Below are 25,866 nucleotides of genomic sequence, written 5' to 3'. Positions count from 1 at the left end.
TGCGATGCGCTGGGTCTGTATTCTTTTCCCGCAATTGGCGCTGGACGCCGCGCTGCGTCAGCGCCCCGATCCCGACCAGCCCCTGGCATTGCTGACCGGTCCGGCCCAGCGTCGGGTGCTGCAAGCGGTGAATGCGCCGGCTCGGGCCCTGGGCTTGCGTCCCGGCCAGACCATGACCGCCGCCCAGGCCTTGAGCAAAGGCTTTGCCACCACCGAATACGACGCGGCGCAAATCGAACACTGGCAACAGTTCCTGGCGGCCTGGGCCTACCGTTTCAGCTCCCAGGTCAGCGTGCATTACCCGCGTACGCTACTGTTTGAGATCGAGTCGAGCCTGGGTCTGTTCGGCCCCTGGCCGGTGTTCGAGGCGCGCTTGCGGGCCGAGCTGACCGAGCTGGGTTTTCGTCATCGCATCGTCGCCGCTCCCAATCCGGTGGCGGCGCGGGTGTTGGCCAATGCCTATGACGCCCTGGTGGTGCCCGACGCCGAGACCTTGCAACAATGCCTGGGAGACATGCCTGTGGAGCGGATCGGCCTGGACCCCGACGTCGCCACGGCGCTATCGCGCATGGGCCTGCGTCGCTTGAGCCAGGTCCAGGCCATGCCCCGGCAGGCCCTGGCACGGCGCTTCGAGGCCCAGGTGCTCAAGCACCTCGACGCGCTGACGGGCAGTCGCACCCTGGCGCTGTCGTTCTACCTGCCACCGGACCGTTTCGATGTGCGCATCGAACTCAACTATGACGTGCAATCCCATCAGGCGCTGCTGTTCCCGTTACGCCGGCTGACCGGTGACTTGTCGGCCTTCCTGTGCGGACGCGACAGCGGCGTGCAGCGCTTCGACCTGCACCTTGAACACGCCGGTTTGCCGGACACGCAGATCAAGGTCGGCCTGCTCAGCGCCGAACGGGATCCTGCGAGGCTTTTCGAGCTGGCCCGCGGTCGCTTGGAACAGGTGCAGGTCGCGGCCCCAGTGCGGGGGTTTCGCCTGTGTGCCGAGGACCTGCCGAGTTTTGTGCCCCAGCGCCTGGAGCTGTTCGACGAGCGCCCGCAACAGTCCTTGCCCTGGGAGCAACTGCGAGAACGGCTGCGGGCGCGGCTGGGGGATGACGCGGTGCAGGGCCTGGGGTTTCGCGATGACCATCGACCTGAATGCGCCTGGCAAATGACGCCCCAACCCCGGCCCCAGGCCTGTCCAGTGCGTGATGGCGTGCAACGTCCCGGCTGGCTGTTAAATGAGGCCCAGGTGTTGCAGGACAGCCAGGCGCGAGTCCTCATGGGCCCGGAACGCATCGAGACTGGCTGGTGGGACGGCGCCGACGTACGCCGCGACTACTACCTGATCGAAACCCGCGGCGGACAACGAGGCTGGGCCTATCGAACGGTGGGCGAGGGCGGTCCGCTGTGGCTGCAGGGCTGGTTCGCATGAGCGTTGAGTATGCCGAGCTGCATTGCTTGTCGAACTTCAGCTTCCAGCGTGGCGCCTCCAGTGTCCTGGAACTGTGCCGTCGCGCCAGACAGCAGGGCTATCAGGCCCTGGCGATCACCGACGAATGCACCCTGGCCGGGATCGTCCGGGCCTGGCAGGCGGCCAGGGAGCAGGCGCTGCAACTGATCGTCGGCAGCGAAATCCAGGTCGAGAACGGTCCGAAACTGGTGCTGCTGGTGGAAAACCTGGAAGGCTATCAAGCCTTGTGCAGGCTGATCACTCGCGCCCGGCGTCGCAGCGAGAAGGGCCACTACCGCATCGTGCGAGAGGACTTCGACCAGCCCTTGCCGGGGCTGTTGGCGTTGTGGGTCGCCGAGGGCAAAGACGCCGAGGAACATGGCCGTTGGCTCCAGCCAATCTTTGCCGGGCGCCTGTGGTTGACGGTCCAGTTGCATTGCGCACAGGACGACCGCCGCCAGTTGAAAGACGCGTTGGCGCTGGCCGAGCGCTTGAATCTTCCAGCCGTGGCCAGTGGCGATGTGCACATGCACGTGCGTGGCCGTCGTGCCCTACAGGACACCATGACTGCCATTCGCCACCACCTCACCGTGGCCGAGGCCGGCCAGCGTCTGTACCCCAACGGCGAGCGCCACTTGCGCAGTTGCAAGGCGCTGGCCGATCTCTACCCGCGCCCCTTGCTCGATGAAACCCTGAACATCGCCCGGCGGTGTACCTTCGATTTGGGTCAACTGCGCTATCAATACCCTCGCGAGCTGGTGCCCGAGGGGCATGATCCGGCGTCCTGGCTGCGGGAACTGACCGAGCGCGGCATGCGCGAACGCTGGAAAAAGGGTGTGCAAGACAAGGTGCGGGTGCAGATCGACAAGGAGCTGAGCCTGATCGCCGAGCTGGGGTATGACAGCTATTTTCTCACCGTACAGGACATCGTCAGCTTCGCCCGCAGCCGCCATATTCTTTGCCAGGGGCGTGGTTCGGCGGCCAACTCGGCGGTGTGCTACGCCTTGGGTATCACCGAAATCGATCCCAGCCTCACCAGCCTGTTGTTCGAACGCTTCCTGTCCCGGGAGCGCAACGAGCCGCCGGACATCGACGTCGACTTTGAACATGAGCGTCGCGAGGAAGTGCTGCAGTACGTGTTCCAGCGCTATGGCCGTCATCGTGCGGCATTGACGGCGGTGGTCAGCAGTTACCACGGCGCCGGGGCGGTGCGCGATGTGGGCAAGGCCCTGGGCCTGCCGCCGGATCAGGTCAACGCCCTGGCCGATTGCTGTGGCCGCTGGAGCGACGAGGCGCCGCCAGTGGAGCGCTTGCGTGAAGGTGGCTTCGACCCGGACAGCCCGGTGTTGCGCCGGGTCCTGAGCCTGACCCAGCAATTGATCGGTTTTCCCCGGCATTTGTCCCAGCACCCTGGTGGCTTCGTGATTTCCGAGCAACCCCTGGACACCCTGGTGCCGGTGGAAAACGCCGCCATGGCCGAGCGCACCATCATCCAGTGGGACAAGGACGACCTGGACGCGGTCGGGTTACTCAAGGTGGACATCCTGGCCTTGGGTATGCTCAGTGCGATTCGTCGCTGTTTCGACCTGATCGAACACTACCGAGGCCAGCGCTACGCCCTGGCGTCGCTGCCCCAGAATGATCGGGCGACCTACGAAATGATCAGTCGCGCCGACACCATCGGTGTATTCCAGATCGAGTCCCGGGCGCAGATGTCGATGTTGCCTCGGCTGAGACCCAAGACGTTCTACGATTTGGTCATCGAAGTGGCGATCGTGCGGCCCGGGCCGATCCAGGGTGGGATGGTGCATCCGTACCTGCGGCGCAGAAACAAAGAAGAGGCGGTGACTTATCCCTCTGAAGCGTTGAAGGAAGTGCTCAACCGCACCCTGGGTGTTCCCTTGTTCCAAGAGCAGGTCATGCAGATCGCCATCGTCGCGGCCGATTACACCCCGGGTGAAGCAGACCAATTGCGTCGCTCCATGGCTGCCTGGAAACGTCACGGTGGGTTGGAACCCCATCGGGAACGCCTGGCGCAGGGGATGAAGAAAAACGGCTACACCGCTGAATTTGCCGCGCAAATCTTCGAACAGATCAAAGGTTTCGGCAATTACGGCTTTCCCGAATCCCATGCCGCCAGTTTCGCCTTGCTGACCTACGCCAGCAGTTGGCTCAAATGCCACGAGCCGGCGGCGTTCGCCTGTGCCCTGATCAACAGTTGGCCCATGGGGTTCTACAGCCCTGACCAGATCCTCCAGGATGCCCGCCGGCATCAACTGTCGATCCGCCCGGTGGACGTGCGCGCCAGCGATTGGGATTGCAGCCTCGAGCCCATGGACGGCCGGCAACCGGCGATCCGCATGGGGCTGTGCATGGTCAAGGGCTTTCGCGAAGAGGATGCCCGCCGTATCGAAGTGGCCCGCCGGCATCGCCCCTTTAGCGACGTGGCCGATTTGGGCGAGCGCGCGCAGCTCGATGCCCGGGCCCAGGCGCAACTGGCCGACTCAGGGGCCTTGCAGGGCTTGGCCGGTGATCGCCATCGTGCCCGCTGGGAGGTGGCCGGGGTGCAGAAGCAACTGGGGCTGTTCGCCGGTTTGCCCAGTCAGGAGGAACCACCCGTGGCCCTGCCAGAACCCACGCTGGGGGAAAACCTGTTCGCCGACTACACCACGCTCGGCACGACGCTAGGCCCTCATCCGCTGGCCCTGCTGCGTCCCGAACTGCGCGCCCGGCGTTGCCGCAGCTCACGGGAGCTGCAAGAGGTGGAGCATGGCCGCAACGTCAGCGTCGCCGGGCTGGTCACCGGTCGCCAACGCCCGGGCACGGCCAGCGGTGTGACCTTCGTCACCCTGGAAGATGAATTCGGCAACCTCAACGTGGTGGTCTGGCGCGACTTGGCCGAGCGCCAGCGCAAGACCTTGGTGGGCTCGCAATTGCTCAGGGTCGACGGGCGCTGGGAAAGCGTCGGCGAGGTCCGCCACCTGATCGCCGGGCGCCTGAGCGACCTGACCGAATTGCTGGCGGGCATCCAAGTGCATAGCCGTGATTTCCGTTGAATCCCCCTCGCGATGAGGGCGCTTGCTCCCGCCGGCTGCGCCCGTAGGAGCTGTCGAGTGCAACGAGGCTGCGATCTTTCCCCAGACACTTGAATCTCAAGCGAAAGATCAAAAGATCAAAAGATCAAAAGATCGCAGGCTTCGCCAGCTCCTACAGAGCCAAGCAGGGGCAATCTTTGAGCACAGGGATCGTGCGCAAACCGATCACCATGAAACCAAACGCCAACCCAGCGCTCGAAGCTCTGATCGCAAGGGATTTGTGTATGCCGACTCCCGGCAGGCATTTTGAGGTTCAGAATCGACCATGCAGTTTCTATCCCAAAATCACGGGTGCCCTGGATGGGGCGGTGAAATGGCCGGGCGTATCCGGGCGTTCGATTGGAGCCTGACCGAGTTGGGCGCCATCGAGCACTGGTCCGCCAGCCTGCGCAGCGCCGTCCAGTTGTTGCTGGCTTCGCCTCTGCCGATGGTGATGTTGTGGGGCCGCCAGGGCTTCATGATCTACAACGATGCCTATGCCGAGTTCGCCGGTGGCCGCCATCCTTACCTGCTGGGGTGCGCGGTGGAGTTGGGTTGGCCGGAGGTCGCTGAATTCAATCGCCACGTGCTGGACGTCTGCCTGGCCGGCGGCACCTTGTCCTACCGCAGCAAAGAGCTGGTCCTGCTGCGCGATGGCAAGCCTGAAGATGTGTGGATGGACCTCTATTACAGCCCGGTGCCCGATGACGACCAGTCCCCGGCGGGCGTGCTGGCGACTGTGGTGGAGACCACCGAGCTCGTGTTGACCGAGCGCGCCCGGCAAGAGGCCGAACGCAGTTACCGAGCCGTCAACGAACGCATCCAGTTGGCCCTCTCGGCCGGACCATTGCTGGGGTCGTTCGTCTGGGACATCCAGGCCGACACGCTGTCGAGTGATGAGCGTTTCGCCCGTACCTTCAACTACCCACCCGATTGTTCGCTGGACGCACTGCCCATCGAAATTGCCCGCCAGCGCATCCATGCGGATGACCTCGAAGAGGTCAACCAGCGGATCGAACTGACCTTGCGCACGGGCATCCCCTACAGCGCTGAATATCGGGTACGTCGCGTGGGCGGCGATTACCTGTGGGTGCTGGCCAGTGGTCGCTGTGAGTTCGATGCCACGGGTAAGCCCCTGCGTTTTCCAGGTGTGCTGATTGACATCAATGAACGCAAGACAGCCGAAGCTTCGCTGCTCAAATTCACCCGCGACCTGGAGCAGCGGGTCGCCGACGAGGTGCAGGCGCGGTTGACAGCAGAAGAGCAGTTGCGTCAGTCGCAAAAGCTTGAGGCCATTGGCGGCCTCACTGGTGGCGTGGCCCATGACTTCAATAACTTGCTGCAAGTGATTGCCGGCAACCTGCACTTGCTGGCCCGCCACGAGCGGGACAACGTCAACGTGCAACGGCGGGTCAGTGCCTCCATCGAAGCCGTGGAGCGGGGCGCCAAATTGTCATCGCAACTGCTGGCTTTTGCCCGGCGCCAGCCATTGTCCCCGGCGGTCTACAACCCGCGACGCATCTACGATGGCATGGGAGAATTGCTGCAGCGGGCCTTGGGCGAAACCATCCAGATTGAAGTGAACCTGCCCCAGCAGCCCTGGTGCATCCACGTTGATCGCAATCAATTGGAAAACGCCCTGTTGAACTTGGCGATCAATGCGCGCGATGCCATGGTCGGCGAGGGCACCATCCGCCTGATCGGCGAGAACATCGTGCTCGATGAAGCGTTCTGTGCCGGCAAGGGGATCTCAGCCGGCGACTATGTCCGGCTGTCGGTGATCGACTGCGGTGCCGGCATGCCGCCCGACATCCTGAAGCAGGTGTTCGAACCGTTTTTCACCACCAAGACCGATGGCCAGGGCACCGGGCTTGGATTGAGCATGGTGTTCGGGTTCGTCAAGCAGAGTGGCGGCCATATCGAGATCTCCAGCGACCTGGGCGAGGGCACGCGGGTACGGATGTATTTCCCTCGAAGCCTTGCGCCCGAAGCGGGCGAAACCGAGCAACACGACGTGCTTCAGTCCGGCAGGCAAGAGACGATCCTGGTGGTGGAGGACAACGATGAGGTGCGCAACGCGTCGGTGGAACTGCTGGAGCAGTCCGGCTATCGGACCCTCACGGCCGCCAACGGCGATGAGGCGATGGAGCTGCTGCTGGAAGGCATCTCGGTCGACCTGATCTTCACCGACGTGGTCATGCCCGGCCTGATCAAGAGTTCCGACCTGGCCGCCTGGGCCAAGGTGCAAAAACCGCCGGTTCCTGTGCTGTTCACCTCGGGGCACACCCGGGACATCATCTCTCGCAACCATCAGTTGAGCCCCGATACCCATTTGTTGAGCAAACCCTACAGCCCGGACGCGCTGACTCGGATGGTGAGGAGTGTGCTCGACGGCTGATCGCGCTACCCCAAACAAAATGGAACTCAAACCGTTGTGTCACCTTCGAATACTCAAGGCCGGTCATTCCTCCGTCCCAGCCATGAACGAGGTGCCTATGAGCGACGATCCCGCAAACACCCAGCAACAAGGCCAGGCGCAGACGCCGTCCCCCCGAAACGATCCGGCCATAGACCCCCAAGCCCCGGAAAAACCTTCAAGCGCCGAGCCTGTCAGCCCTGCCGGAACGGACCAGGCCCAGAGCGCCGCCACTGAGGTCGATCAGAAGCAGCATCATCAGGACAATGACAACGCCTTCAGCCCCGGCTTCAAGCCTGATCCGGATCGGCCGAAATCCGATGAGAGTACTGACGCGGATATCGACACTGATGGTGGCTAGCCTATAAAAAGCAGATGGCGAATAGGGTGACTATTGAGTTGATGAGTGTGCTGACAGGTCCATCCGATCCCCCATTCCCGGCGCGCCTTCGTGCAAAGCTGATTGGATCTTTTCGTACAACGCATTGGCTTCGGCAGTAGTGATTGACCGTGAGCAATCTGATCGCCGCTCGGCGACTTTTCGTGCAAGCCCTAGAGCAGCACGCTGCAGCGTAGCCGGGATCTGGCTGGTGGTTTGTGTACGCAGTAGTGAGTGTTCATCTATCCATTGCGTGCGTTCGCTGCCTAAGGTGATTGCTGTCGGGTCATAACCTCGTCATCCGTAGTTCTCTTCGGCGGATACGATTCGGGATCCGGTTTGTATTTGGGTCTGTGGCCAACTGGCGCTGATCAGGCGGTGACCATATTGATTGTCTTAGCCTCGCTGTCAGTGTTGCTTCATTGCTCAATGACGTTGAAAAAAGCTACGAGTTTCATAATGAGTCGCTGTTTGGACGTGAGAAAAACCCAGCAGGTATAAGCTGCCGGGTTTCTCGGTCAGGTAGGCTGTCTCATTAAACCCGCCTCAAGCGTCGGGCTTTTTGCGTACCTCGCTCTACTTGCTTGGATGCGCAGCCTGAAGTTTCTTGGCGGCTTCCAGGTGATTTTGCAGGTCTGGCAGCATCTTCTGGGCGAACGCCTTGAGTTCGGTATCGCCAGCGTGCTTGTTGTCGGTAACGGTCTCGGCTTCTTTCTTGAACAGGGCGATGGTTTCTTCGTGGGCCTTGACCTGGTTGTTGGCATAGGCCGCATCAAAGGATTCATCGCGCACGTCGAGAATCTTCGCCTTGGCTTTTTTCATCAGCGTGGTGTCGTCGGGTACTTCGATGTCATGTTTTTGCGCCAGGGCTTTCAGCTCTTCGTTGGCCTTGGTGTGGTCAGTGATCATCTTGTTGGCGAACTCCTTGATGTCCGCCGATTGGCTTTTTTCCAAGGCCAGTTTGCTGGTCTCGATTTCTGCAATCCCACCGGTCGCCGCGTTGTCGACAAAGTCGTTGGAAGTCGCCGCCCATGCCATGCCCATGCTGGTACTCAGGGTAACTGCCAGGCCGAGTTGACGCAGGGTGAATCTGTCCATAGGTAAGTCTCCACACAAGTTGAACGAGCGATTCTTGTCGTCTCTGTTCAATGGAGGGCGACGCACCGGCAAAGGTTTGATCGCCAAGCGATCCAGTGCGATGAACGGTCACCGCTGGTCGGATTGGCGGTCGACAGAACCCTGTCGAGGAGGCCATCCTGATAATCGACGGGCGCCGCAAGAGCGTCTGCCACCGACCCATCGAAGGAGGTGTTCCATGCCGGTGTCCCACGATTTGTGCCAGGATCTCAAATGCACAAAAGATCACATCCAGCAAAAACGCAGCGAGAACCCAAGGCTCGACTCGTTACTTCAAAAATACTCCCAACTTGATGCCGAGGTGGTCGAAGCCGAGAGACCGTCCTCCGGCGCGCTGTCCGACGATGCTTTGGAGATGCTCAAGAAGAAGCGATTGCTGGTCAAGGACGAGATCGTGGCTCAGATGCAGCGGTAGCCTCAGGACCGAACCTGTGAAGGCCCTTCGTGTTGCGAAGGGCTTTTGTGGCGCCGCGGGGGCTTCGCCTGAGCTGTCGAGTGCAACGAGGCTGCGATCTTTCCATTGACGATTGAGTCTCAAGAGAAAGATCAAAAGATCGCAGGCTTCGCCAGCTCCTACCAGGCGGGAGCAATCTCTGGCCACGACACGCACCTCAGGCCAGGCTGGCCGGCATCACAATCCGTCAGGTCAATGGATCCCAGCGCTGTGACCAGTCGCTGCCGGTCTTGACGATTTCTCGCAACACCTCGAACGCTTGCTGCAACGCCGCTGAATCCCGATCGCGGGAGTAGATCAGGTAGGTGGGGTAGTTGAATTCCGGTGCCTTGGGCACCCGTTCCAGAATGCCGCTGTCCAGGTAGCTCTGCACGACCCGGGTGCGGAAGTAGCCGCTGCCGCCGTTTTCCAGGATGTACTGCAGGGCCAGTGGACCGAGGTTGAAGGTCACGGCGGCCTTGGCCTTGTCCGGTAGCGCGGTGTCGTGTTGGCGCCGGAAGTCAGCACTCCAGTCGATGTACACGTAGGGCTCGGGACGGGCGGCCAGGCGTATCAGGATGAGTTTTTCTTCCAGCAATTGTTCGACCTGCAGGCGCGGCCAGTATTCGGGCTGATACACCAGCGCCGCGTCCAGCAGACCCAGCTCCAGCTGTTGCAGCAGTTTCTCGCCGTCGCGGATGTCCATGCGCAGGGCATGGCCGGGAATTCTCTGGCGCAGTTCACCGGCCCAGGCGAGCATCAAGGGATTGCACAGGCTGACCTCACCCCCCAGGTGCAAGACGTTGCGATAGCCCTCGGGCAGTGGCAGGTCCCGGCGGGCCGCTTCCCAGGTCTGCACGAGCTGGTTGGCGTAGACCACAAACGCCTCGCCGTCGCTGGTCAAGCGCGCGCCGGCACGGTTGCGTACGAACAGCGCGCAGCCGAGCTGGCTTTCGAGTTTTTGGACCCGGGCGGTGATCGCCGTCTGGGTCACGTGCAGCTTTTCGGCCGCTGCAGCGAGGCTGCCGTGGCGGACGATTTCCAGGAAGGTGCGGGCGAGCTCGATGTCCATGTTCAGGCCGATACGGGGTAAGCGGGCATTGTAAGAGCTGCCGCGCCTCGCCGATACCGGGCACTATTGGATGACTTGGGCCGGTGCTGTTCGCGCCCAAGGGGCGACCAGGCATTCTGGCGTGCGGCAGGCCCTGTGCTTGAAGACGAAACCACGGCACTTGTCGGCGAAACCGTGGCGATTGTCCACCATGTCATGTCGCATCTGCGCGAGTTCAGCATCGCGGCACGCCTGGATCGCCGATAGGCTCCGTTCGGCCTTGCGGACCCGAATGCTTTCATAGTTCGAGTCGAGCAGCGCACTGTTGGCTCGTTGCAGTAGCCACAGGCCGAACTCGTCGGGGCAGCGAGGTCCGATCTCCTGGACCATGCCGTAGCGCAACGCCTGGAGGGCGCTGATCGGCAGGCAGTCTTGGGTGAGTTTCCAGGCCATGTCCGGACCGACCGCGCGGGGCAGGCTGTAGGTCCAGTATTCAGAGCCATACAGGCCCATGGTCGCGTAGTGCGGGTTGAGCACGATGTCACGGCGCGCCAGCACGATATCGGCTGCCAAAGCCAACATCACACCGCCGGCCCCGGCGTTGCCCGTCAGGCCGCTGACCACCAGTTGCCGTGCGTTGAACAACTCAAGGCAAACGTCATTGATGGCTTGTATGTTGGCCCAGGCCTCCAGGCCGGGTTCGGCGGCAGCCTGGATAACGTTCAAGTGCACGCCGTTGGAAAAGCTGCCGCGCCCGCCGCGGATCAACAGCACCTGGGTGTCCCGGGACTTGGCCCAGCGCAGTGCCGCCACCAGGCGCTGGCATTGCTCAGTGCTCATCGCCCCGTTATAGAACTCGAACGTCAGCTCTCCCACATGGCCGCATTCCCGGTAGCGAATGGGTTGATAGGGCTCATGGCTGAACGGCTGGTGGGCCAGGGAACCGTCGAGCACCGGGACGCCATCGAGCCGGTTCGACAGGAAATGGCGCGCCGGACACTTAAAGGTCTGTTCGCCGGGCTGCGGCTTACGGCGCAAGACGCCGATCCACAGGCTTGCATCTCCTGTTGCCACCAACACCGCATCGTCACGCACGGCCAGCAGTTCGCCGGGCAGGCCGTGGCGAACGTCCGGATGGGCGTCGAACAGGTAAAACTGTTCGCCGGCCAGGCTCGCGAGCACGCCGGGTTGACCGTCGGCGGCGTCGATGCAGCGCTGGATGAAATCGGTGCTGTCGTGCCAGTTGAAGGTGCAAGGGGCCTGGGACGGTTTCGGTTGCAGGCGTGCGACCCCGTCATGACGGCCATAGTCCAGTGGCACAGGGATGAAACCGTCGAGGTATTTTTCCACGACTTCGCGGGTGCAACGAATGGCCGCGTCGCTGATCGGGCCGCTATACAGCTCGGATTTGCGCAGGCCTTGAGGCAGGTCGAATTCGCAAGTGGCCCAGACTGGGCCAGCGTTCATTTGCTCTACCGCCTGCAACGCCGTGACCCCCCAGCGCTCGGGCTGCCGAGTGATCGCCCCGTTCAGGGTGCTGGTGCCGCGGTCGCCGACAATCCCGGGATAAATGATCACCACCGGGCGCCGCGGGTTACGCCATAACTGCTCGGGGACACGGTCCTTGAGAAATGGGCAGATCACCAGATGGGCGCCACTTTCTTCGATTTGCCGGCAGACCGAGGCCGGATCGGTGAATAGCACGACGCTAGGGCGATAGCCGGCCTCGCGCAGGTCCAGCCAGACGCGTTGGGTCAGGCCGTTGAAGGCGCTCGACAGCAAAATGATCTTCAGTGCGGGCATGAGTCTCTCTTCCTTGAGATGAGCAGGTGCCGACTCCCAATGAGCCGTCCCTGGCTTTGATGGAGGCGCTACGTTAGCGGCTGGGGGAGGGGCGACAACTGACAGGGATCAAGGTTGTGCGTGCAACGCAGAATCAGGCGAGGGTAAAAACACGAATCCCGCCACGAGGGCGGGATTCGTTTGCAATCAAAGGCCCGCGAAGAACGCGAGCGCCGTCTCAGCTTGGGAACAGCTCGGACAGTTTCATGGCCAGCATCATGTCGCCTTCAGTGCGCAGCTTGCCGCTCATGAACGCTTGCATGCCGTCGGTGCTGCCGTCGACGATGCCTTGCAGGGTTTCGCCGTCCATCACCAGGGTCACCTGGGCGTCCGGGTTTTCACCTTCCTGCAGTTCGCAGGTGCCGTCCTTGATGACCAGCGAGAAATTTTTGGTGTCGTCAAGGCGGAAACCGAATACCAGGTCCAGGCCGGCAGCGGCGGCTGGGTTGAACTTGGCTTTCATGGCTTGTACGGCGTCGGCTACGGAGGTCATGGTTTCGATCCTTATCTAGGTAGTACAGCAAGGGTCTACAGTAATCCGGACTCAGCGAAAGGTGATGAGGTCCGGGGTTTTCAGAAGTTGCAGGTGGGCATGGCTGTTGAAGGATGCCAGGGCCACCTCGCGGCCCCTGAATTTCAGGTGGTTGAGCGAGGTGTTGACGATTTGCCAGTTTAGTTCGAAGGCCTGTCGGGCCGGTATCTGGGTGATCAGGTGGAGCAGGGCGGTGATGGTGCCGCCGGAGGTGAACACGGCGATTTTATGGGTGTTGTCGGCTTGCTCCAGGATGCGGTGCAGGCCCGCCTGGACCCGCTCGACGAAGCCCAGCCAGCTTTCCAGGCCCGGCGGGTCATACCGGCCGCTGAGCCAGCGCTCGACGATCAGTGCGAAGATGCGCTGGAATTCGGCGCGGTTCTGCCCAGCGTTGCGCAGGATATGCAGCGCCTCGGGCTCCTGGGGGAGCATGTCCGGCAGCAGGGCACGAATGACCGCGTCGGCATCGAACTCGTTGAACGCGGCGTCGATTTCCAGCTCGGGAACCGGCAACCCGGCGGCGGACATCTGGCCCAGCGCGCCGATGGCGGTATCCTGTTGGCGACGCAGGTCACCCGAGAGGCAGCGATCGAATACGACACCGAGCTCCGCCAGGTGGCTGCCGAGCACGTGCGCCTGGCGCACGCCATTGGGCGAAAGGACATCGTAGTCGTTCGCACCAAAGGAGGCCTGGCCATGTCGAATCAGATAGATACTGCCCACGTCCGCGTCATCCCGGTACGTTGAAGGTTTGGCGAGGTTATGGGGATGGCGGTGAGCTGTCAATGAAAAAACATACGCTTGTTTGAAATGCTCGTTGCAGCCCTGTCCTGTCTCGCTCGCGTTTAGGTAACCACCGGTTTCATGGCTGGTCGCGACGCAGGCGCATGGGTATGCTGGGGCCGTTACGCGCCTGCGTCCAGTGGCGCATTGCATTTAAGGAGTTGCTGTGGAGTTTTTCATCGAGTACGCCGGTTTCCTGGCCAAGACCGTGACGCTGGTGATCGCCATCCTGGTGGTGTTGGTCAGTTTTGCTGCGTTGCGCAGCAAGGGGCGGCGCAAGTCGACCGGTCAGTTGCAGGTGAGCAAACTCAACGATTTCTACAAGGGGCTGCGTGAGCGCCTGGAACAGACGCTGCTGGATAAGGATCAGCTCAAGGCCCTGCGCAAGGCCGAGGGCAAGGCTGAAAAGGCCGGGAAGAAAAACAAGGACAAGCCGGCGGCCAAGCCCCGGGTGTTCGTGCTGGATTTCGACGGTGACATCAAGGCCTCGGCCACCGAGAACCTGCGTCATGAAATCACTGCGCTGCTAACCCTGGCGACGCCGAAAGATGAAGTGGTGCTGCGCCTGGAAAGTGGCGGCGGCATGGTCCACAGCTATGGCCTGGCCTCGTCGCAATTGGCGCGGATCCGTCAGGCCGGCGTGCCGTTGACGGTCTGCATCGATAAGGTCGCGGCCAGCGGTGGCTACATGATGGCGTGCATCGGCGAGAAGATCATCAGCGCTCCCTTCGCGATCCTGGGCTCCATTGGCGTCGTCGCGCAATTGCCCAACGTCAACCGGCTGCTGAAGAAACACGACATCGATTTCGAAGTGTTGACGGCCGGGGAATACAAACGCACGTTGACGGTGTTCGGCGAAAATACCGAGAAGGGCCGGGAGAAATTCCAGGAAGACCTGGACATCACCCATGAGCTGTTCAAGAGCTTTGTGTCCAACTACCGCCCGCAACTGGCCATCGATGACGTGGCGACCGGTGAGGTCTGGTTGGGCGTCGCAGCGCAGGGCAAGGGCTTGGTGGACGAGCTGAAAACCAGCGATGAATACCTGGCCGAACGCGCCAAGGGTGCCGAGCTGTACCACCTGCACTACGCCGAACGCAAAAGCTTGCAGGAGCGCATCGGCATGGCTGCCAGCGGTTCGGTGGATCGGGTGCTGCTCAGTTGGTGGAGCCGCCTGACCCAGCAGCGGTTCTGGTAATTGGGGAGCGGGTGCTCACCACTGGACCTTGTGGGAGCGAGCCGCTCGCGATAGCGGCGGCATATCTAACATAGATGCAAGCTGATCCACCGCCATCGCGAGCAGGCTCGCTCCCACAGTGGTTCGGGGGTGGGCTGGGCATCGATCATTCAGCAACAAAAAAGCCCTGAGCCGGTACACCGGATCAGGGCTTTTTCATGGTTTTTTTTCAGCGGCGACGGAACAGCGGCAGCGGTTCGTCAGTGGCAGCCTGGTAGGTCACCGAGAAGTCCCCGAGGCTTTCGAGGGCTTCGTAGGGGTCTTTGTCGGCACGCAAGGCAAAGGCGTCGAAGCCGCAGCGGCGCATGTAGAACAGCTGGTCGCGCAGTACGTCGCCAATTGCCCGCAATTCACCCTTGAAACCAAAGCGGTCACGCAGCAGACGGGCGTTGGAGTAGCTGCGTCCATCGGTGAAGGCCGGGAAGTTCAAGGCGATGACCTGCAACTGGTTGGCGTCCTCGCCGATGTCCTCGGCTTCCTCGTCGGCGTCCAGCCACACGCCCAAGCCGCCGTCGCGGGCCTTGAGAGCATGGGCGTGATCGCGCCACAGGGCCAGGGGCACGATCAGGTCGTCGCAGTTGGAGATGCCATCGAGGGTCGCGTCCTTGGGCAGCAGGTGCCAGGTTTCGTCGATGACCTCGTTGTTCTTAATGATTCGCTGCATAGACGCGTTCCTTGAAGAGGTCGATGCCAATACGTTGGTAAGTGTCGATGAAGCGCTCGTCTTCGGTACGTTGTTCGATGTACACGTCGATCAGCTTCTCGATCACGTCAGGCATGTCGTCCTGGGCAAACGACGGGCCGAGGATCTTGCCCAGGCTGGCGTCGCGGCTACCGCTGCCGCCCAGGGAGACTTGGTAGAACTCTTCGCCTTTCTTGTCCACGCCCAGGATGCCGATGTGGCCGACGTGGTGGTGACCACAGGCGTTCATGCAGCCGGAAATGTTCAGGTCCAGCTCGCCGATGTCGAACAGATAGTCCAGGTCGTCGAAACGACGCTGGATCGATTCGGCGATAGGGATCGACTTGGCGTTGGCCAGCGAGCAGAAATCGCCGCCCGGGCAGCAGATGATGTCGGTCAGCAGGCCGATGTTCGGGGTGGCGAAACCTTGCTCGCGCAGCTCGCCCCACAGGGTGAACAACTGGCTCTGTTCGACGTCTGCCAGGATGATGTTCTGCTCGTGGGAGGTGCGCAGTTGGGCGAAACTGTAGCGCTCGGCCAGGTCGGCCACGGCGTCCAGTTGCTTGTCGGTGATGTCGCCTGGCGCGACGCCGGTCGGCTTCAGGGACAGGGTCACCGCGATATAACCCGGCTTCTTGTGGGCCAGGGTATTGCGGGCGCGCCAACGGGCGAAGCCTGGGTGTTCTTTGTCGAGGGCTGCCAGTTCGGCGTCCTGATTGCCCAGCGCTTTGTACTGCGGGTCGACAAAGTGCTTGGCGACGCGATGCACTTCGGCTTCGGTCAGGGTGGTCTGGCCGCCACGCAGGTGAGCCATCTCGGCTTCGACCTTCTCGGCGAACACTTCAGGCGTCAGGGCCTTGACCAGGATCTTGATCCGCGCCTTGTATTTGTTGTCGCGACGACCGTAGCGGTTGTACACCCGCAGGATGGCGTCGAGGTAGCTCAGCAGGTCCTGCCACGGCAGGAACTCGTTGATGAACGCGCCGACCACCGGCGTACGTCCCAGGCCACCGCCGACGAGCACACGGAAGCCCAGTTCGCCGGCCGCGTTGTAGACCGTCTCCAGGCCGATATCGTGGACTTCGATGGCCGCACGGTCCGAGGTCGAGCCGTTGATGGCGATCTTGAACTTGCGTGGCAGGTAGGCGAATTCCGGGTGGAAAGTCGTCCACTGGCGGACGATCTCGCACCATGGGCGCGGGTCGATCAGTTCGTCGGCTGCGACACCGGCGAACTGGTCGGTGGTGACGTTGCGCAGGCAGTTGCCGCTGGTCTGGATCGCGTGCATCTGCACGGTGGCCAGTTCGGCGAGAATCTCGGGCACATCTTCCAGGGCTGGCCAGTTGTACTGGACGTTCTGCCGGGTACTGATGTGGGCGTAGCCCTTGTCGTAGTCGCGGGCAATTTTCGCCAGCTTGCGCACCTGGCGCGAGGTCAGTTGGCCATAAGGCACAGCCACGCGCAGCATCGGGGCGAAGCGCTGGATATACAAGCCATTCTGCAAGCGCAGAGGGCGGAATTCTTCTTCGCTCAGCTCGCCTGCCAGATAGCGTCGGGTCTGATCACGGAACTGCTTGACGCGGTCCTCGATGATCCGCTGATCGTACTCGTCATATATGTACATATAAGTCTCGGTCTCAGGCTTGGGCCGATCAGAAACAGCTGCATGTTGGCTCGCTGGAATCGGGTTCTGCCTCGGCAATTCTGCGCGCACGGCCGCGCACTCCTAGAGGAGCCGGTGCAAGATACCTGTTTTGAGTTATGCGCAAAAGTGATGTTTGAGTATATGTAAAGAACCAAATCGACTAATGAGATTGATTATTGCCTAACCCACATTTGTCGTGCGGGCAATCATCGTCTTAACTGTGGTCGAGTTCCTATGCAATCACCTACAAAACCGACAAGAGGCGATGCAATGAGCAATCCGACCAAAGTAAGGAAAAGCGACAGTTCTGTTGATGCCTGGGCCATTTTGTTCCTGATTATCCTGGTGGTGGGCACCGCAGTGTTCTGGGTCAGCCATCAATAGGTTCGAGCGGTTGCCGGCCACATGAAGGTCTCGCGTTCATGTGCCGGTTCGCCACCCGGGTCGTTATACTGGGTGGCGTATTACTTGGGGCGGGCGGTGTGTCGAAGTTTATCTGCAGGCTATTGGGGCTGTTATGCCTGTCATTCTGGACGCAGGCCCAAGCCGCCCATGTGGTTTCTTCTTCCGAGGCGTTGCCCGGCAGTTCGACTGCTCCTTCGGTCGTGTTCCTGAACCCGGGCCACTCCACCGAACCCTTCTGGGTCAGCTACACCGAATTCATGCAAGCGGCGGCAAGCAAGCTGGGCTTGCGGCTGCGCGTGGAGTATGCCGGGCGCGATCCCCAACTGATGATTCGCCTGGCGCGCAAGGCCGTCACGGCGAAGAACCGTCCGGACTACCTGGTGTTGGTCAACGATCAATATGTCGCCCCGCGGATCCTGCAATTGGCGCAGAGCAGTGGGGTCAGGTTGTTCCTGGTGAATAACACGTTGACCAGCGATCAGACTCGCCTGCTGACAGAGAACGGTGCCGCACCTCCCGAGTTGCTCGGCAGCCTGGTGCCCAATGATGAGCGCAGCGGTTACCTGATGCTCAAGGAACTGTTGCGCCAATACGGACCGCTGGCACCTGGGCAGACCCTCGACTTGCTGGCTTTTTCCGGGAAGAAACTCACCCCTTCGGCGCAACTGCGCGAGAAGGGCCTGCTCCGGGCGCTGGCCGAGCACCCGCAAGTGCATCTGCGCCAGTTGGTCTATGGCGAGTGGAATCGCGAACGGGCTCATGAGCAGGCGAGCCAGTTGGTCAAGCGCTATCCGCAGACCGAGCTGGTCTGGTCGGCCAACGATGAAATGGCCCTGGGTGCCATGCAGGCGTTCGAGGCGGCGGGTCGCCAACCGGGCAAGGATGTGTTGTTCAGCGCCATGAACAGCTCCAGGGCGGCGCTCCAGGCCCGTATCGACGGGCGCTTGAGCGTGCTGTTCACCGGGCACTTCAGCTTGGGAGGGTGGGCCATGGTGCTGCTCCATGATCACGCCCGAGGCGTCGACCTCGCGCGTCATGGCGGTTACAACCAGCAGATCGACCTGATGCAATCGCTCGATCCGGCCCGCGCCCGCGCGTGGTTGAGCATGAATCCCGCCAAGGACTATCGCCTGGACTTCAAGCGCTTCAGCCTGGTGTCTCATCCGGATGGCGAGCGCTATGCCTTTTCGCTCGATGCCCTGGGGCGGCGCTAGAGCGACTAAGATCGAGACGGGCGGTATGGTTGTTTCGTTTCGCAAGAGGCCCGGTTCCATATTTGCAGATCCGTTCTATACGCCCGCAAAGTACAACACCAGATTGACGATCCCATACAACGTCAACCCGAAAATCACCGTAAACAGGATGCCCAGCAGAATAAAGTGACTTGGCTTGCCGTGGGTGAAGTCGCGGGCGCGGTTTTTTCCGCTTTGCACGCCAAGGGCCGCCGCTCCCACGCTGTGGAGCATTTGCCAGAGGGTGGGCGCCTTATTTTCGCTTGGTTCGTCCATGATGCTCTCCATACACAAGGTCGTATGTGGAGAGCATAGCCAATCTCTGCAGGCTTAAATCCCTCATTACACAGTTTCCATCGACCTATAACTATGTACCGCCCATGCGGTTCGCTAAACGGGTCTGCTGTCGCTTCATTCAAAGGAGCGATGTATGTCACCCGATTCCACACAGTCCCCGGAAAAAATACAGCCAAAGCCACGGGCCACGGAGAGTCTGCACGCGGACTTCCTGGAAGCCGCCATGCCGGCATGGCTCATCGAGGCTTCGACGCAACGCAGGCAGGCGATGAAGCAAGTCGGAACGCAGATGCCGGCCTGGTACGCGAACGCTTCGCCAGAGCAGCGCAAGGTGGTGGATGCCTGTTTTAAGGAAAGTCTTGCGGCACAGAATCAACTGGATAAGACCCTGTCGTCGTTCCTGGACATCGACACGTTTGCCAGGCCGCTCTTGATCCAGGCCTTGAAGGATCAGTTCCAGGTAGAGGTGGATGTCGACAAAACCTTGCTACGCCTTACACGGCCATGGGAAATAACCGTGATCAAGGTGGAAATTTCTTCGTTCGAATTGTTCAAGTTGCCCTTGCTGCAGGTTGCGCTGCACAACTTCGAAAGCTGGGAGTGCGAGCACGGCGCCTACCATGAAACATCAGAATTCATGGTGGAGAAGGACGCACCCGGCACTTACGCGCCCGTAGCGTTGAATGTGTCGGTCGGTCAATTCCTCGCCCTGTGCCGCACCTTGGACATCGGTGCGAAGTACCAAGCCTACCTCAAGTCATTTTTCTACCCGGCTGACGCTGCGACCGAAGCGACGCTTCGCCAGCACTTCATTGCCAGCCAGAAAGCCGCGTTGAGGGCCGCAGCCGAGCAGGCGCTATTGACAGGGGATATCAAACCCAGGGATCACGCGATGATTCTCTCGGTCATCAAGGGTGAAAATAACCCCTGGATGGGCGAAAAGCCGGTCTGGTTCGAAGACATGTCCCTGATGAAGCAAAGATTGGTGGGCTGTGTCGCGTTCTCGATCTGTGAGCTACATCGCTACAGCGACGAAATGATTCTTTATGTTCCCCATGATCCTGAATATCCAATGAAGCGCTACGACGGCGACCAACTGGAAACACGCTTCAGGCAATTGCTTACCACCCCCGAAACCACGCCGTTGGAATACACCGGTCCTACACCCTATCAGCGCTTTTTCAGTCAGTTCGTGCCCTACGATAAACGACCTTATTTCTTCAGCCAGTTTGTCCAGGAGGCAGCCGGCTTTCCAGGCATCCAATTGCCTGCGCCATGGTTGGGCATTTTTGAACCTTTCATACCCTCTTCACTGATGATGCACCTCCCGGGAGTCCCTCCCGATCCCTTAAAGGCAAAGCGCGAACCAAATCCCTACATCGCCCCTTCGACGTTGCCGCAGAAAGGCCGATCGTTGTGGGACGATAACTTGGATCCGTGGCACTACCTCTATGAGCGACACCGTGAAAAAGTGCTGGCCGATGCGCGCAGTCATGCGGTGCCCACGAGTGACGTCGACGCCAAGGCAAGGCAAGAAAAGCTGGCCAACCTGCTACAAATAGGGCTGTCTGCGGTGAACATGTTGTCGATGTTCGTTCCGGTGTTGGGCGAGGTCATGATGGTCGTCATGGCGGGACAGCTTTTATATGAAACCCTTGAAGGTGCGGTCGAGTGGGGCGAGGGCGACAAACGGGCAGCCAAGGCTCACTTGATCGACGTCGCAGAAAACCTGGCGTTGATGGGCGCGATGGCCGGTGTGGGGGCCGGGGTCAGCAAGCTGGCCGCCATCAAGCCTGAACCCGTGATCGAGTGCCTTGAGCCTGTGAGGTTGCCTAATGGCGAAACACGCTTGTGGAAGCCGGAACTGAGCAGCTATGAAAGCGCTGTAACACTCACCGATACGAGCACTCCGAACGCGCTGGGGCAATACGAAGTCGATGGGAAAACCCATATTCGTTTAGGGGGAAAGGTGTACGAGCAGTTTTTCGACGCATCGATCCACAAATGGCGAATCAAGCATCCAACGGACGAGGCGGCGTATCAACCAATCCTCCTGCATAACGGCAACGGAGCCTGGCGGCATTCGCTGGAGCGCCCGATGACGTGGGATCGCCTGACGCTGCTCAGGCGCATGGGCCATGAGACCTCGGCGTTTTCGGATGAGATGTTGCTCAGGCTCGCCGATGTCAGCGGCGTCAGCGATAACGCGCTACGCAAAATGCACATGGACCGAACGATGCCCCCTCCCGAGCTGAGGGATGCGATACGGCTGTTCAAGGCGGATGCCGAGGCCGCGCAGGAGATTGATCAGTTGCAAGCTGCAGCAAATCCGGGAGGGTTAACCCGGCAGCAAGTTTTTGAAAGGATCTACAAGGGCACGGAACCTGTGGACGGTCGTATCAGGATTTTGCAGCGTGAGTGCCCAGGCCTTAGCGAGGCTGCCGCCCAGGAGGTCATCGCCCACGGTAGTGCTGCGGATCTCGCCCGTCTTGACGCAAGGCGCCGCGCACCGTTGAACATGCTCGAAGAGGCTCGCTGGTATGCACGACAAGGACGTCAGGTTCGGGCGTATGCGCGATTGCACAACGACAATATCGTTTCGGCCGACAGCCGACGCTTGGCATTGCATGCCCTGGAAAGACTGCCGGGCTGGCCCGTTACGCTGCGCCTGGAAGTGCGCGAGGGAAGCGACACGGGTGCGCTGCTCGAAAGTATCGGCGACAAGAATGCGCCTGAAAAAAAATACCTGATCAAAAACGGACCTGGCTATCAGGCCTTCAATGAGCAGGGTGAAGAGCCTGGTGGCATGCCCCCGCGGGGCGGCAACTTCTACCGTTCGATCCTGCAGGTTCTGCCCGCTGATGCGCGTTCCGCACTGGGGCTGCCGGAGGGGAACGGCCCCGAGCTGCAACGCATGATCATCGATTACGCCTACCTGCATCGTGGGGACATGACCCAGCTCCTTGAAACCCCCGCCAAGCGCTTCAAACCACCGGTTCGCGTGAGCGCGACGCTCAAGGGGTATTACGCGAGCGGCCGGGGTAGGGGAATGCATCCTTCCATTGAGGCGCGGGTGGAGGCACTTTACCCCAGCGAGCCACAGGCCGAGGCGTTCATCAGGCAACAACGGGGCAAGACCGAACGGCAGATCTATTTGGAACTGCAAACGCGCCAGCGCGAGTGGGAGTCGCTCGACGGCACGCTTGAACAATGGCTGGGCGAGACGCTCGGCAGCCCGGCCGATGCGCATAAAAATAGGTTTGCGCAGGCGCTCAGGGACGGTTGGCGCAATCGCCCGTTAGCGCAAGAGTCCCCCGAAGGCGCGCGGCTGGTGCTTTCCTGTGAGGTGTCGCTGCCCCCAATAGCCACCCATTTTGCGCATGTACGGGAATTGTCGGTGATTGGCGGCGGCATGACAGACGCCAATGCGGATGCCTTCCTGGCACTTTTCCCTGGGGTCACGAAATTGGAGATTGGCCTCAGGGAATCCGGATTCCTCGATCTGTCCTTCGGGCACCCGCCGTTGACCACCTTGCCGCACGCGGTGAGCCAGATGCCAGGACTCACCAACTTGCGGTTTTCCACCGCTGCTGTCTCGCTGGCCGAGAGTTTTCCACAAAGGCTCTCTTCGCTGACTTCACTGGAGGTGCTGCACATCGATTACTCAGGTTTCGATCAGACCGCCATGCACAACCTTGACCTGACACCATTGAGCCGTTTGCGTACGTTGAAAATCGAGGCGCCTCAAACGTTATCGCAATGGCCTGAATACGTGCAGCGTCTTCCCCGGCTCGAACGCCTGGAGCTGTCGCGCACATCGATACGTACGCTGCCGGATGCAATATTCGAAGGGCACGAAAAGTTGTGGGCCGGGCTATCGCTGAATTGGTCAGCGCTGACTCCGCAAGCGTTCGCGCGCGCCTACCGGTACGTCAGCGAATACTCGGGAGCGTTCGGCCATTTGGTGGACGTGGATCAAATGGTGGACGGCTACTGTCGCGGGCAATTGCGCTTGCTGGTCGGGGAGGCCGAGTCTGTCGGGCGCCTGCCCGTGAAATTTGACAGTGCCTCCAATACTCCTCAGGAACGATTTGCTGCGGTAGAAGCACTCAGGGCTGAACACGATGGAATCTTTGCGCAGTTTTTTTTCGAGCCGACGGGGGCGGAAGATTTGTCATACGCCTTGCTTTCGCCAGTGTGGTGGGAGGGCGGAGGTCTGTTGTTTCGAGCGTTGCGAGACAGCTGGCGCGGCGCTGTACGCCGACGCCTGGGGTTGCCGACCGCAGGGGGCTCCTTGTTTGAGCTGCCGGTTTCCGGGTCTGCTCTTCCCGGTAAGCTGTTTGCAGCGCTCCCAGCGTTGCCGCCCGCAAGCTTCTCCCACGTAGAAACGCTGCGCTTGGGATCGTTGGATGTTTCCCCCCGGCAGGCGCGCAACTTTTTCAGGGCATTCAGCGGTACGCGAACATTGGAAATAAGCGGCAACGGCTTCACCGAGTTGCCTTTCGACGCCGAAGACTTGCCGGCCTTGACGCAACTCGATATGCGCAACAACAACCTGCTCGTCACGCCCACTGTTCAAGCGCAGTTCAATGGGTTGACGCTGCTTGAGCAACTGAATCTGGAAAACAACCCGCTCGAAATGCTTGATGTCAGTGCCTTGACCCGGCTCAAGGCACTGGGCCTCAAAGCCACCCAGTTGCGGGCTTGGCCAACCGGTGCCGAGAACCTGACGCAGCTTTCCTGGCTTGACTTGCGGGATAACCAACTGCAGTCGCTCCCACCAACAGTGCTGTCCAATGATGAAGTCCTGTTAAAGACCCATTTGGCCGGTAACCTCTTCAGCCCTGAAGGCGAGGCAGCCTTGAGTGCGGCACATCAGCGAGTCGAAGATGCAAGAGGGCTTCCCCATGGGGCATTGGCCCGATTTGCCAAGGAGTCTGTACCGGATCAATTCCCGCCGACGGAAACAAGCTGGTCGATCGCTCAACTTCTATTACCGCCGCCCGAGGCGTGGGCCGTGGTCGAGGGGGATGCGGGACGCAAACTGCGCCTGCAGCGGCTGGATCCGATCCTGACCCAGGAACAGGCAGCCCTGAAGCTCGGGCAATGGCGTGAAAACGGGATGACCGAGACGCAGATCGACGAGCAGGTCAGCCAGTGGCATCAATCGTGTGTCTCGCTGACTCGTCGGTTGAATGACTGGCTCTTTATCAGAGAAGTCCGAGTCGCAGGGGGCACCGTTTCCGTGCAAAGCCGCGCGCTGGCGGCCAAGAGCATTCGTGAGGTTTGGCAAGAGGGACTGATACGCCACGGTGGGGCAGGACAAACACTCAGCCTGCATGGTCTGCAATTGGGCGACTTGCCTGAGTTGGGTGTGCAATTTCCTGGCGTGACAACGCTGGAGCTTTCGGGTGTCTTGCTGACCGAACGGGGCTCAAATGGTTTCTTCGGTTCCTTTGCTCATTTGAATCGATTGGACCTGGGCGGCAATGAACTGACCGCCGTTCCGGATGCTGTCCTGCAAATGGAGCAGTTGGAGCATCTGGGATTCGGTGATAACTATTTGCCGCCTGCGGCGGCTTACCCGTTATTGACAAACGGTCGCCTGCGTTCGCTTAACTTGACCATTAATAGACTGGTCACGTTCGATCCTCCGGATTTTGGCCAGATCGAAGCACTGGACCTCAGCTATAACGACATAGAAAACTGGCCCAGCCAGCTATTGAACGCGCAAGAGCTGGGTGTGCTGAACTTGAGCGGCAACGAGTTTACTGATCTTCCGGCGGGGTTGCTGGATGGCAGCCATCAGAGGCTCGTGGACGGAATGGATTTGAGTGATAACGAAGACCTGTCGCTCAACACATTTTATGAACTCAGGGATTACCTTGAGTCAGGCAATCGCGAAGAGGTTCTAGGATTTTCCCGAGACGAAATCGATAGCCTGATCGCTATGTCAGAGGCGCCACAAGACGATATCTCGGACTCCAATGACGACTCCGATGGTGGCGCAGGCGCTAATGGCCGTCATGATCCGCATGCCTCTGTCGCTGCGGTCGAACCTCTTCTTGATCCGACGGGCGATGCATCGGCCGAGGCGCTGAGTCCATGGCTGGTGGGCTCAAACAGTGAACAAATCACGGTCCGGAGCCGGATCTGGGCGCAGTTGGCCGAAGAAAGCGATCACGAGCGGTTCTTCCAATTGCTTGCGCTGTTGCCTGATACGTTCGATTTCAGGTTTGACCGGGCAGAACTGACGCGACGGGTCTGGAACATCATGGACGCTGCCAGCGAAAATAGTGAGTTGCGTCAGTTGCTGTTTCAAAACGCCGAAACCCACGGTACTTGCATCGATGGCCGCATCTTGACCTTTAGCGAGTTGGAAGTGCGTGTGTTTGTCTTTCAGGCCTTGCGTGACATTCCGCTGGACCGTCCCCTGCTCAGGGGCCAGGCGTTGCTGCGCTTGTCGCGGCAGTTGTTCCGGCTGGAGAGGGTCGAAACGTTGGCTGAAGCGGCTGGCCAGGGCAGGGATCGGGCGGAAGTGCGCTTGCGTTATCGCATTGGCCTGACGAGCGGATGGGGCGACGGCATCGATTTGCCGGGGCAGCCTACGCACATGGCGTTCGGCGCACCGATCACTGGAGAACTGGCGGCGCGCACCCGCACCTCGATTCTTGAGGCAGAGCGCAGCGATGCGCTATTGGTAAGCATGGCGTCGCGTGACTACTGGACGACCTACCTGCAGGAGCGGCATCCAGAACAAATGCGCAACATCGCGGATGCTGTCGCCAATAGGCGTCATGAGCTCCTGGACGCACTGGAGGATCGCCGGGCTGATGGCGGAATCGATACGCAGCGGTACAACCTGGAACTCAATGCGTTGGGCAGAACAGTCGATGCCCTGCGCACGGAGAAGCTGGTTGAGTTGACGCGAAGCGAGTTGAACGATTTGCGAAGCACCGTTGGTGAAGCGGGGCAATCCGGTACCCGGTCACCCCAACCTGGACCGTCACGCCGCAACTGATCCGCAGTTGCGGACCTGAAGGCCGATCTGTCGATACCGGTGCCGTCGATGGGTCGGTTTGCTGATGTTAATAGGCTTGTTTGCTGCTCTAGGGAAACGCTGAAAAAGACTTCCTGATTTGGCAAAATTACCGGACACCAGTCGCCGAGCTTTTCAATGATGAAACAGATGACCTTCGCCGATGCCGAGTACGCCGGCAAGCGCAAGCAGACCCGCAAGGAGTTGTTCCTGATCGAGATGGATCAGGTAGTGCCTT

Annotated in this window: 16 protein-coding genes; 8 read left to right on the top strand and 8 right to left on the bottom strand. The window is 60.6% G+C overall.

The features are described 5' to 3' along the window. The first annotated feature begins 4 nt into the window (after positions 1 to 4). From AACY31_RS15850 to AACY31_RS15835, 4 genes are all read left to right on the top strand, one after another. Positions 5 to 1,426 carry a Y-family DNA polymerase gene (locus AACY31_RS15850; protein WP_339480158.1) on the top strand — a complete coding sequence of 474 codons (1,422 nt, stop codon included), beginning with the start codon at positions 5 to 7 and terminating at the stop codon, positions 1,424 to 1,426. Then, entirely contained in the window at positions 1,402 to 4,500 is a 3,099-nt protein-coding gene (locus AACY31_RS15845; RefSeq protein ID WP_445261547.1) for an error-prone DNA polymerase, read from the top strand. Before AACY31_RS15850 ends, AACY31_RS15845 begins: the two co-directional genes overlap by 25 nt. Positions 4,501 to 4,804: 304 nt before the next feature. After that, the gene (locus AACY31_RS15840) at positions 4,805 to 6,916 is read left to right on the top strand and encodes a hybrid sensor histidine kinase/response regulator (protein WP_339504754.1); all 2,112 of its coding nucleotides are present in this window, start codon (positions 4,805 to 4,807) and stop codon (positions 6,914 to 6,916) included. A 97-nt stretch (positions 6,917 to 7,013) separates the two neighbouring features. Further along, the gene (locus tag AACY31_RS15835) at positions 7,014 to 7,295 is read left to right on the top strand and encodes a hypothetical protein (RefSeq protein ID WP_339480163.1); all 282 of its coding nucleotides are present in this window, start codon (positions 7,014 to 7,016) and stop codon (positions 7,293 to 7,295) included. Between the two features lie 594 nt (positions 7,296 to 7,889). Here the strand turns inward: AACY31_RS15835 and AACY31_RS15830 are convergent. Continuing rightward, positions 7,890 to 8,411 (bottom strand): DUF4142 domain-containing protein, encoded by a 522-nt coding sequence (locus tag AACY31_RS15830; protein ID WP_339480164.1) that lies wholly within the window; start codon positions 8,409 to 8,411, stop codon positions 7,890 to 7,892. A 217-nt stretch (positions 8,412 to 8,628) separates the two neighbouring features. On the opposite strand from AACY31_RS15830, the gene AACY31_RS15825 reads away from it, so the two are divergent. After that, on the top strand, positions 8,629 to 8,865 hold the full coding sequence (locus AACY31_RS15825; protein ID WP_339492018.1) for a YdcH family protein: 237 nt from the start codon (positions 8,629 to 8,631) through the stop codon (positions 8,863 to 8,865). A 226-nt stretch (positions 8,866 to 9,091) separates the two neighbouring features. Here AACY31_RS15825 and AACY31_RS15820 read toward each other — a convergent pair whose 3' ends face one another. The 4 genes from AACY31_RS15820 to AACY31_RS15805 form a co-directional block, all read right to left on the bottom strand. Then, the gene (locus AACY31_RS15820; protein WP_339504752.1) at positions 9,092 to 9,955 is read right to left on the bottom strand and encodes a LysR family transcriptional regulator; all 864 of its coding nucleotides are present in this window, start codon (positions 9,953 to 9,955) and stop codon (positions 9,092 to 9,094) included. 63 nt (positions 9,956 to 10,018) lie between these two features. Then, positions 10,019 to 11,737, bottom strand: coding sequence for an enoyl-CoA hydratase-related protein (locus AACY31_RS15815; protein ID WP_339504750.1), 1,719 nt, complete (start codon positions 11,735 to 11,737; stop codon positions 10,019 to 10,021). 217 nt (positions 11,738 to 11,954) lie between these two features. Further along, entirely contained in the window at positions 11,955 to 12,269 is a 315-nt protein-coding gene (locus AACY31_RS15810; RefSeq protein WP_339480170.1) for an SCP2 sterol-binding domain-containing protein, read from the bottom strand. Positions 12,270 to 12,320: 51 nt separating this feature from the next. After that, positions 12,321 to 13,031, bottom strand: a complete 711-nt coding sequence (locus tag AACY31_RS15805; protein ID WP_339480172.1) for a histidine phosphatase family protein — start codon at positions 13,029 to 13,031, stop codon at positions 12,321 to 12,323. A 226-nt stretch (positions 13,032 to 13,257) separates the two neighbouring features. On the opposite strand from AACY31_RS15805, the gene sohB reads away from it, so the two are divergent. Continuing rightward, entirely contained in the window at positions 13,258 to 14,289 is a 1,032-nt protein-coding gene (sohB, locus tag AACY31_RS15800) for a protease SohB (RefSeq protein ID WP_339480174.1), read from the top strand. A 208-nt stretch (positions 14,290 to 14,497) separates the two neighbouring features. Here sohB and AACY31_RS15795 read toward each other — a convergent pair whose 3' ends face one another. Continuing rightward, complete coding sequence (locus tag AACY31_RS15795) at positions 14,498 to 14,992, bottom strand: DUF934 domain-containing protein (RefSeq protein WP_339480175.1); 495 nt, start codon at positions 14,990 to 14,992, stop codon at positions 14,498 to 14,500. Further along, a complete protein-coding gene (locus AACY31_RS15790) occupies positions 14,976 to 16,634 on the bottom strand; it encodes a nitrite/sulfite reductase (RefSeq protein ID WP_339480177.1) in 1,659 nt (552 codons plus the stop codon). The genes AACY31_RS15795 and AACY31_RS15790 overlap by 17 nt, the downstream gene beginning before the upstream one ends. A 503-nt stretch (positions 16,635 to 17,137) precedes the next feature. Here AACY31_RS15790 and AACY31_RS15785 point away from each other — a divergent pair. Beyond that, a complete protein-coding gene (locus AACY31_RS15785; protein ID WP_339492024.1) occupies positions 17,138 to 18,274 on the top strand; it encodes an ABC transporter substrate-binding protein in 1,137 nt (378 codons plus the stop codon). A gap of 75 nt (positions 18,275 to 18,349) precedes the next feature. Here the strand turns inward: AACY31_RS15785 and AACY31_RS15780 are convergent, their stop codons facing one another. After that, positions 18,350 to 18,568 (bottom strand): DUF2970 domain-containing protein, encoded by a 219-nt coding sequence (locus AACY31_RS15780; protein WP_018604755.1) that lies wholly within the window; start codon positions 18,566 to 18,568, stop codon positions 18,350 to 18,352. 154 nt (positions 18,569 to 18,722) lie between these two features. Here AACY31_RS15780 and AACY31_RS15775 point away from each other — a divergent pair, with 154 nt between their 5' ends. After that, positions 18,723 to 25,610 (top strand): NEL-type E3 ubiquitin ligase domain-containing protein, encoded by a 6,888-nt coding sequence (locus tag AACY31_RS15775; RefSeq protein ID WP_339504747.1) that lies wholly within the window; start codon positions 18,723 to 18,725, stop codon positions 25,608 to 25,610. Positions 25,611 to 25,866: the final 256 nt, after the last annotated feature.

The organism is Pseudomonas sp. RL_105y_Pfl2_101, from assembly GCF_963970585.1.
Classification (GTDB): domain Bacteria; phylum Pseudomonadota; class Gammaproteobacteria; order Pseudomonadales; family Pseudomonadaceae; genus Aquipseudomonas.
This window is presented reverse-complemented; position numbering and strand designations above follow the sequence as displayed.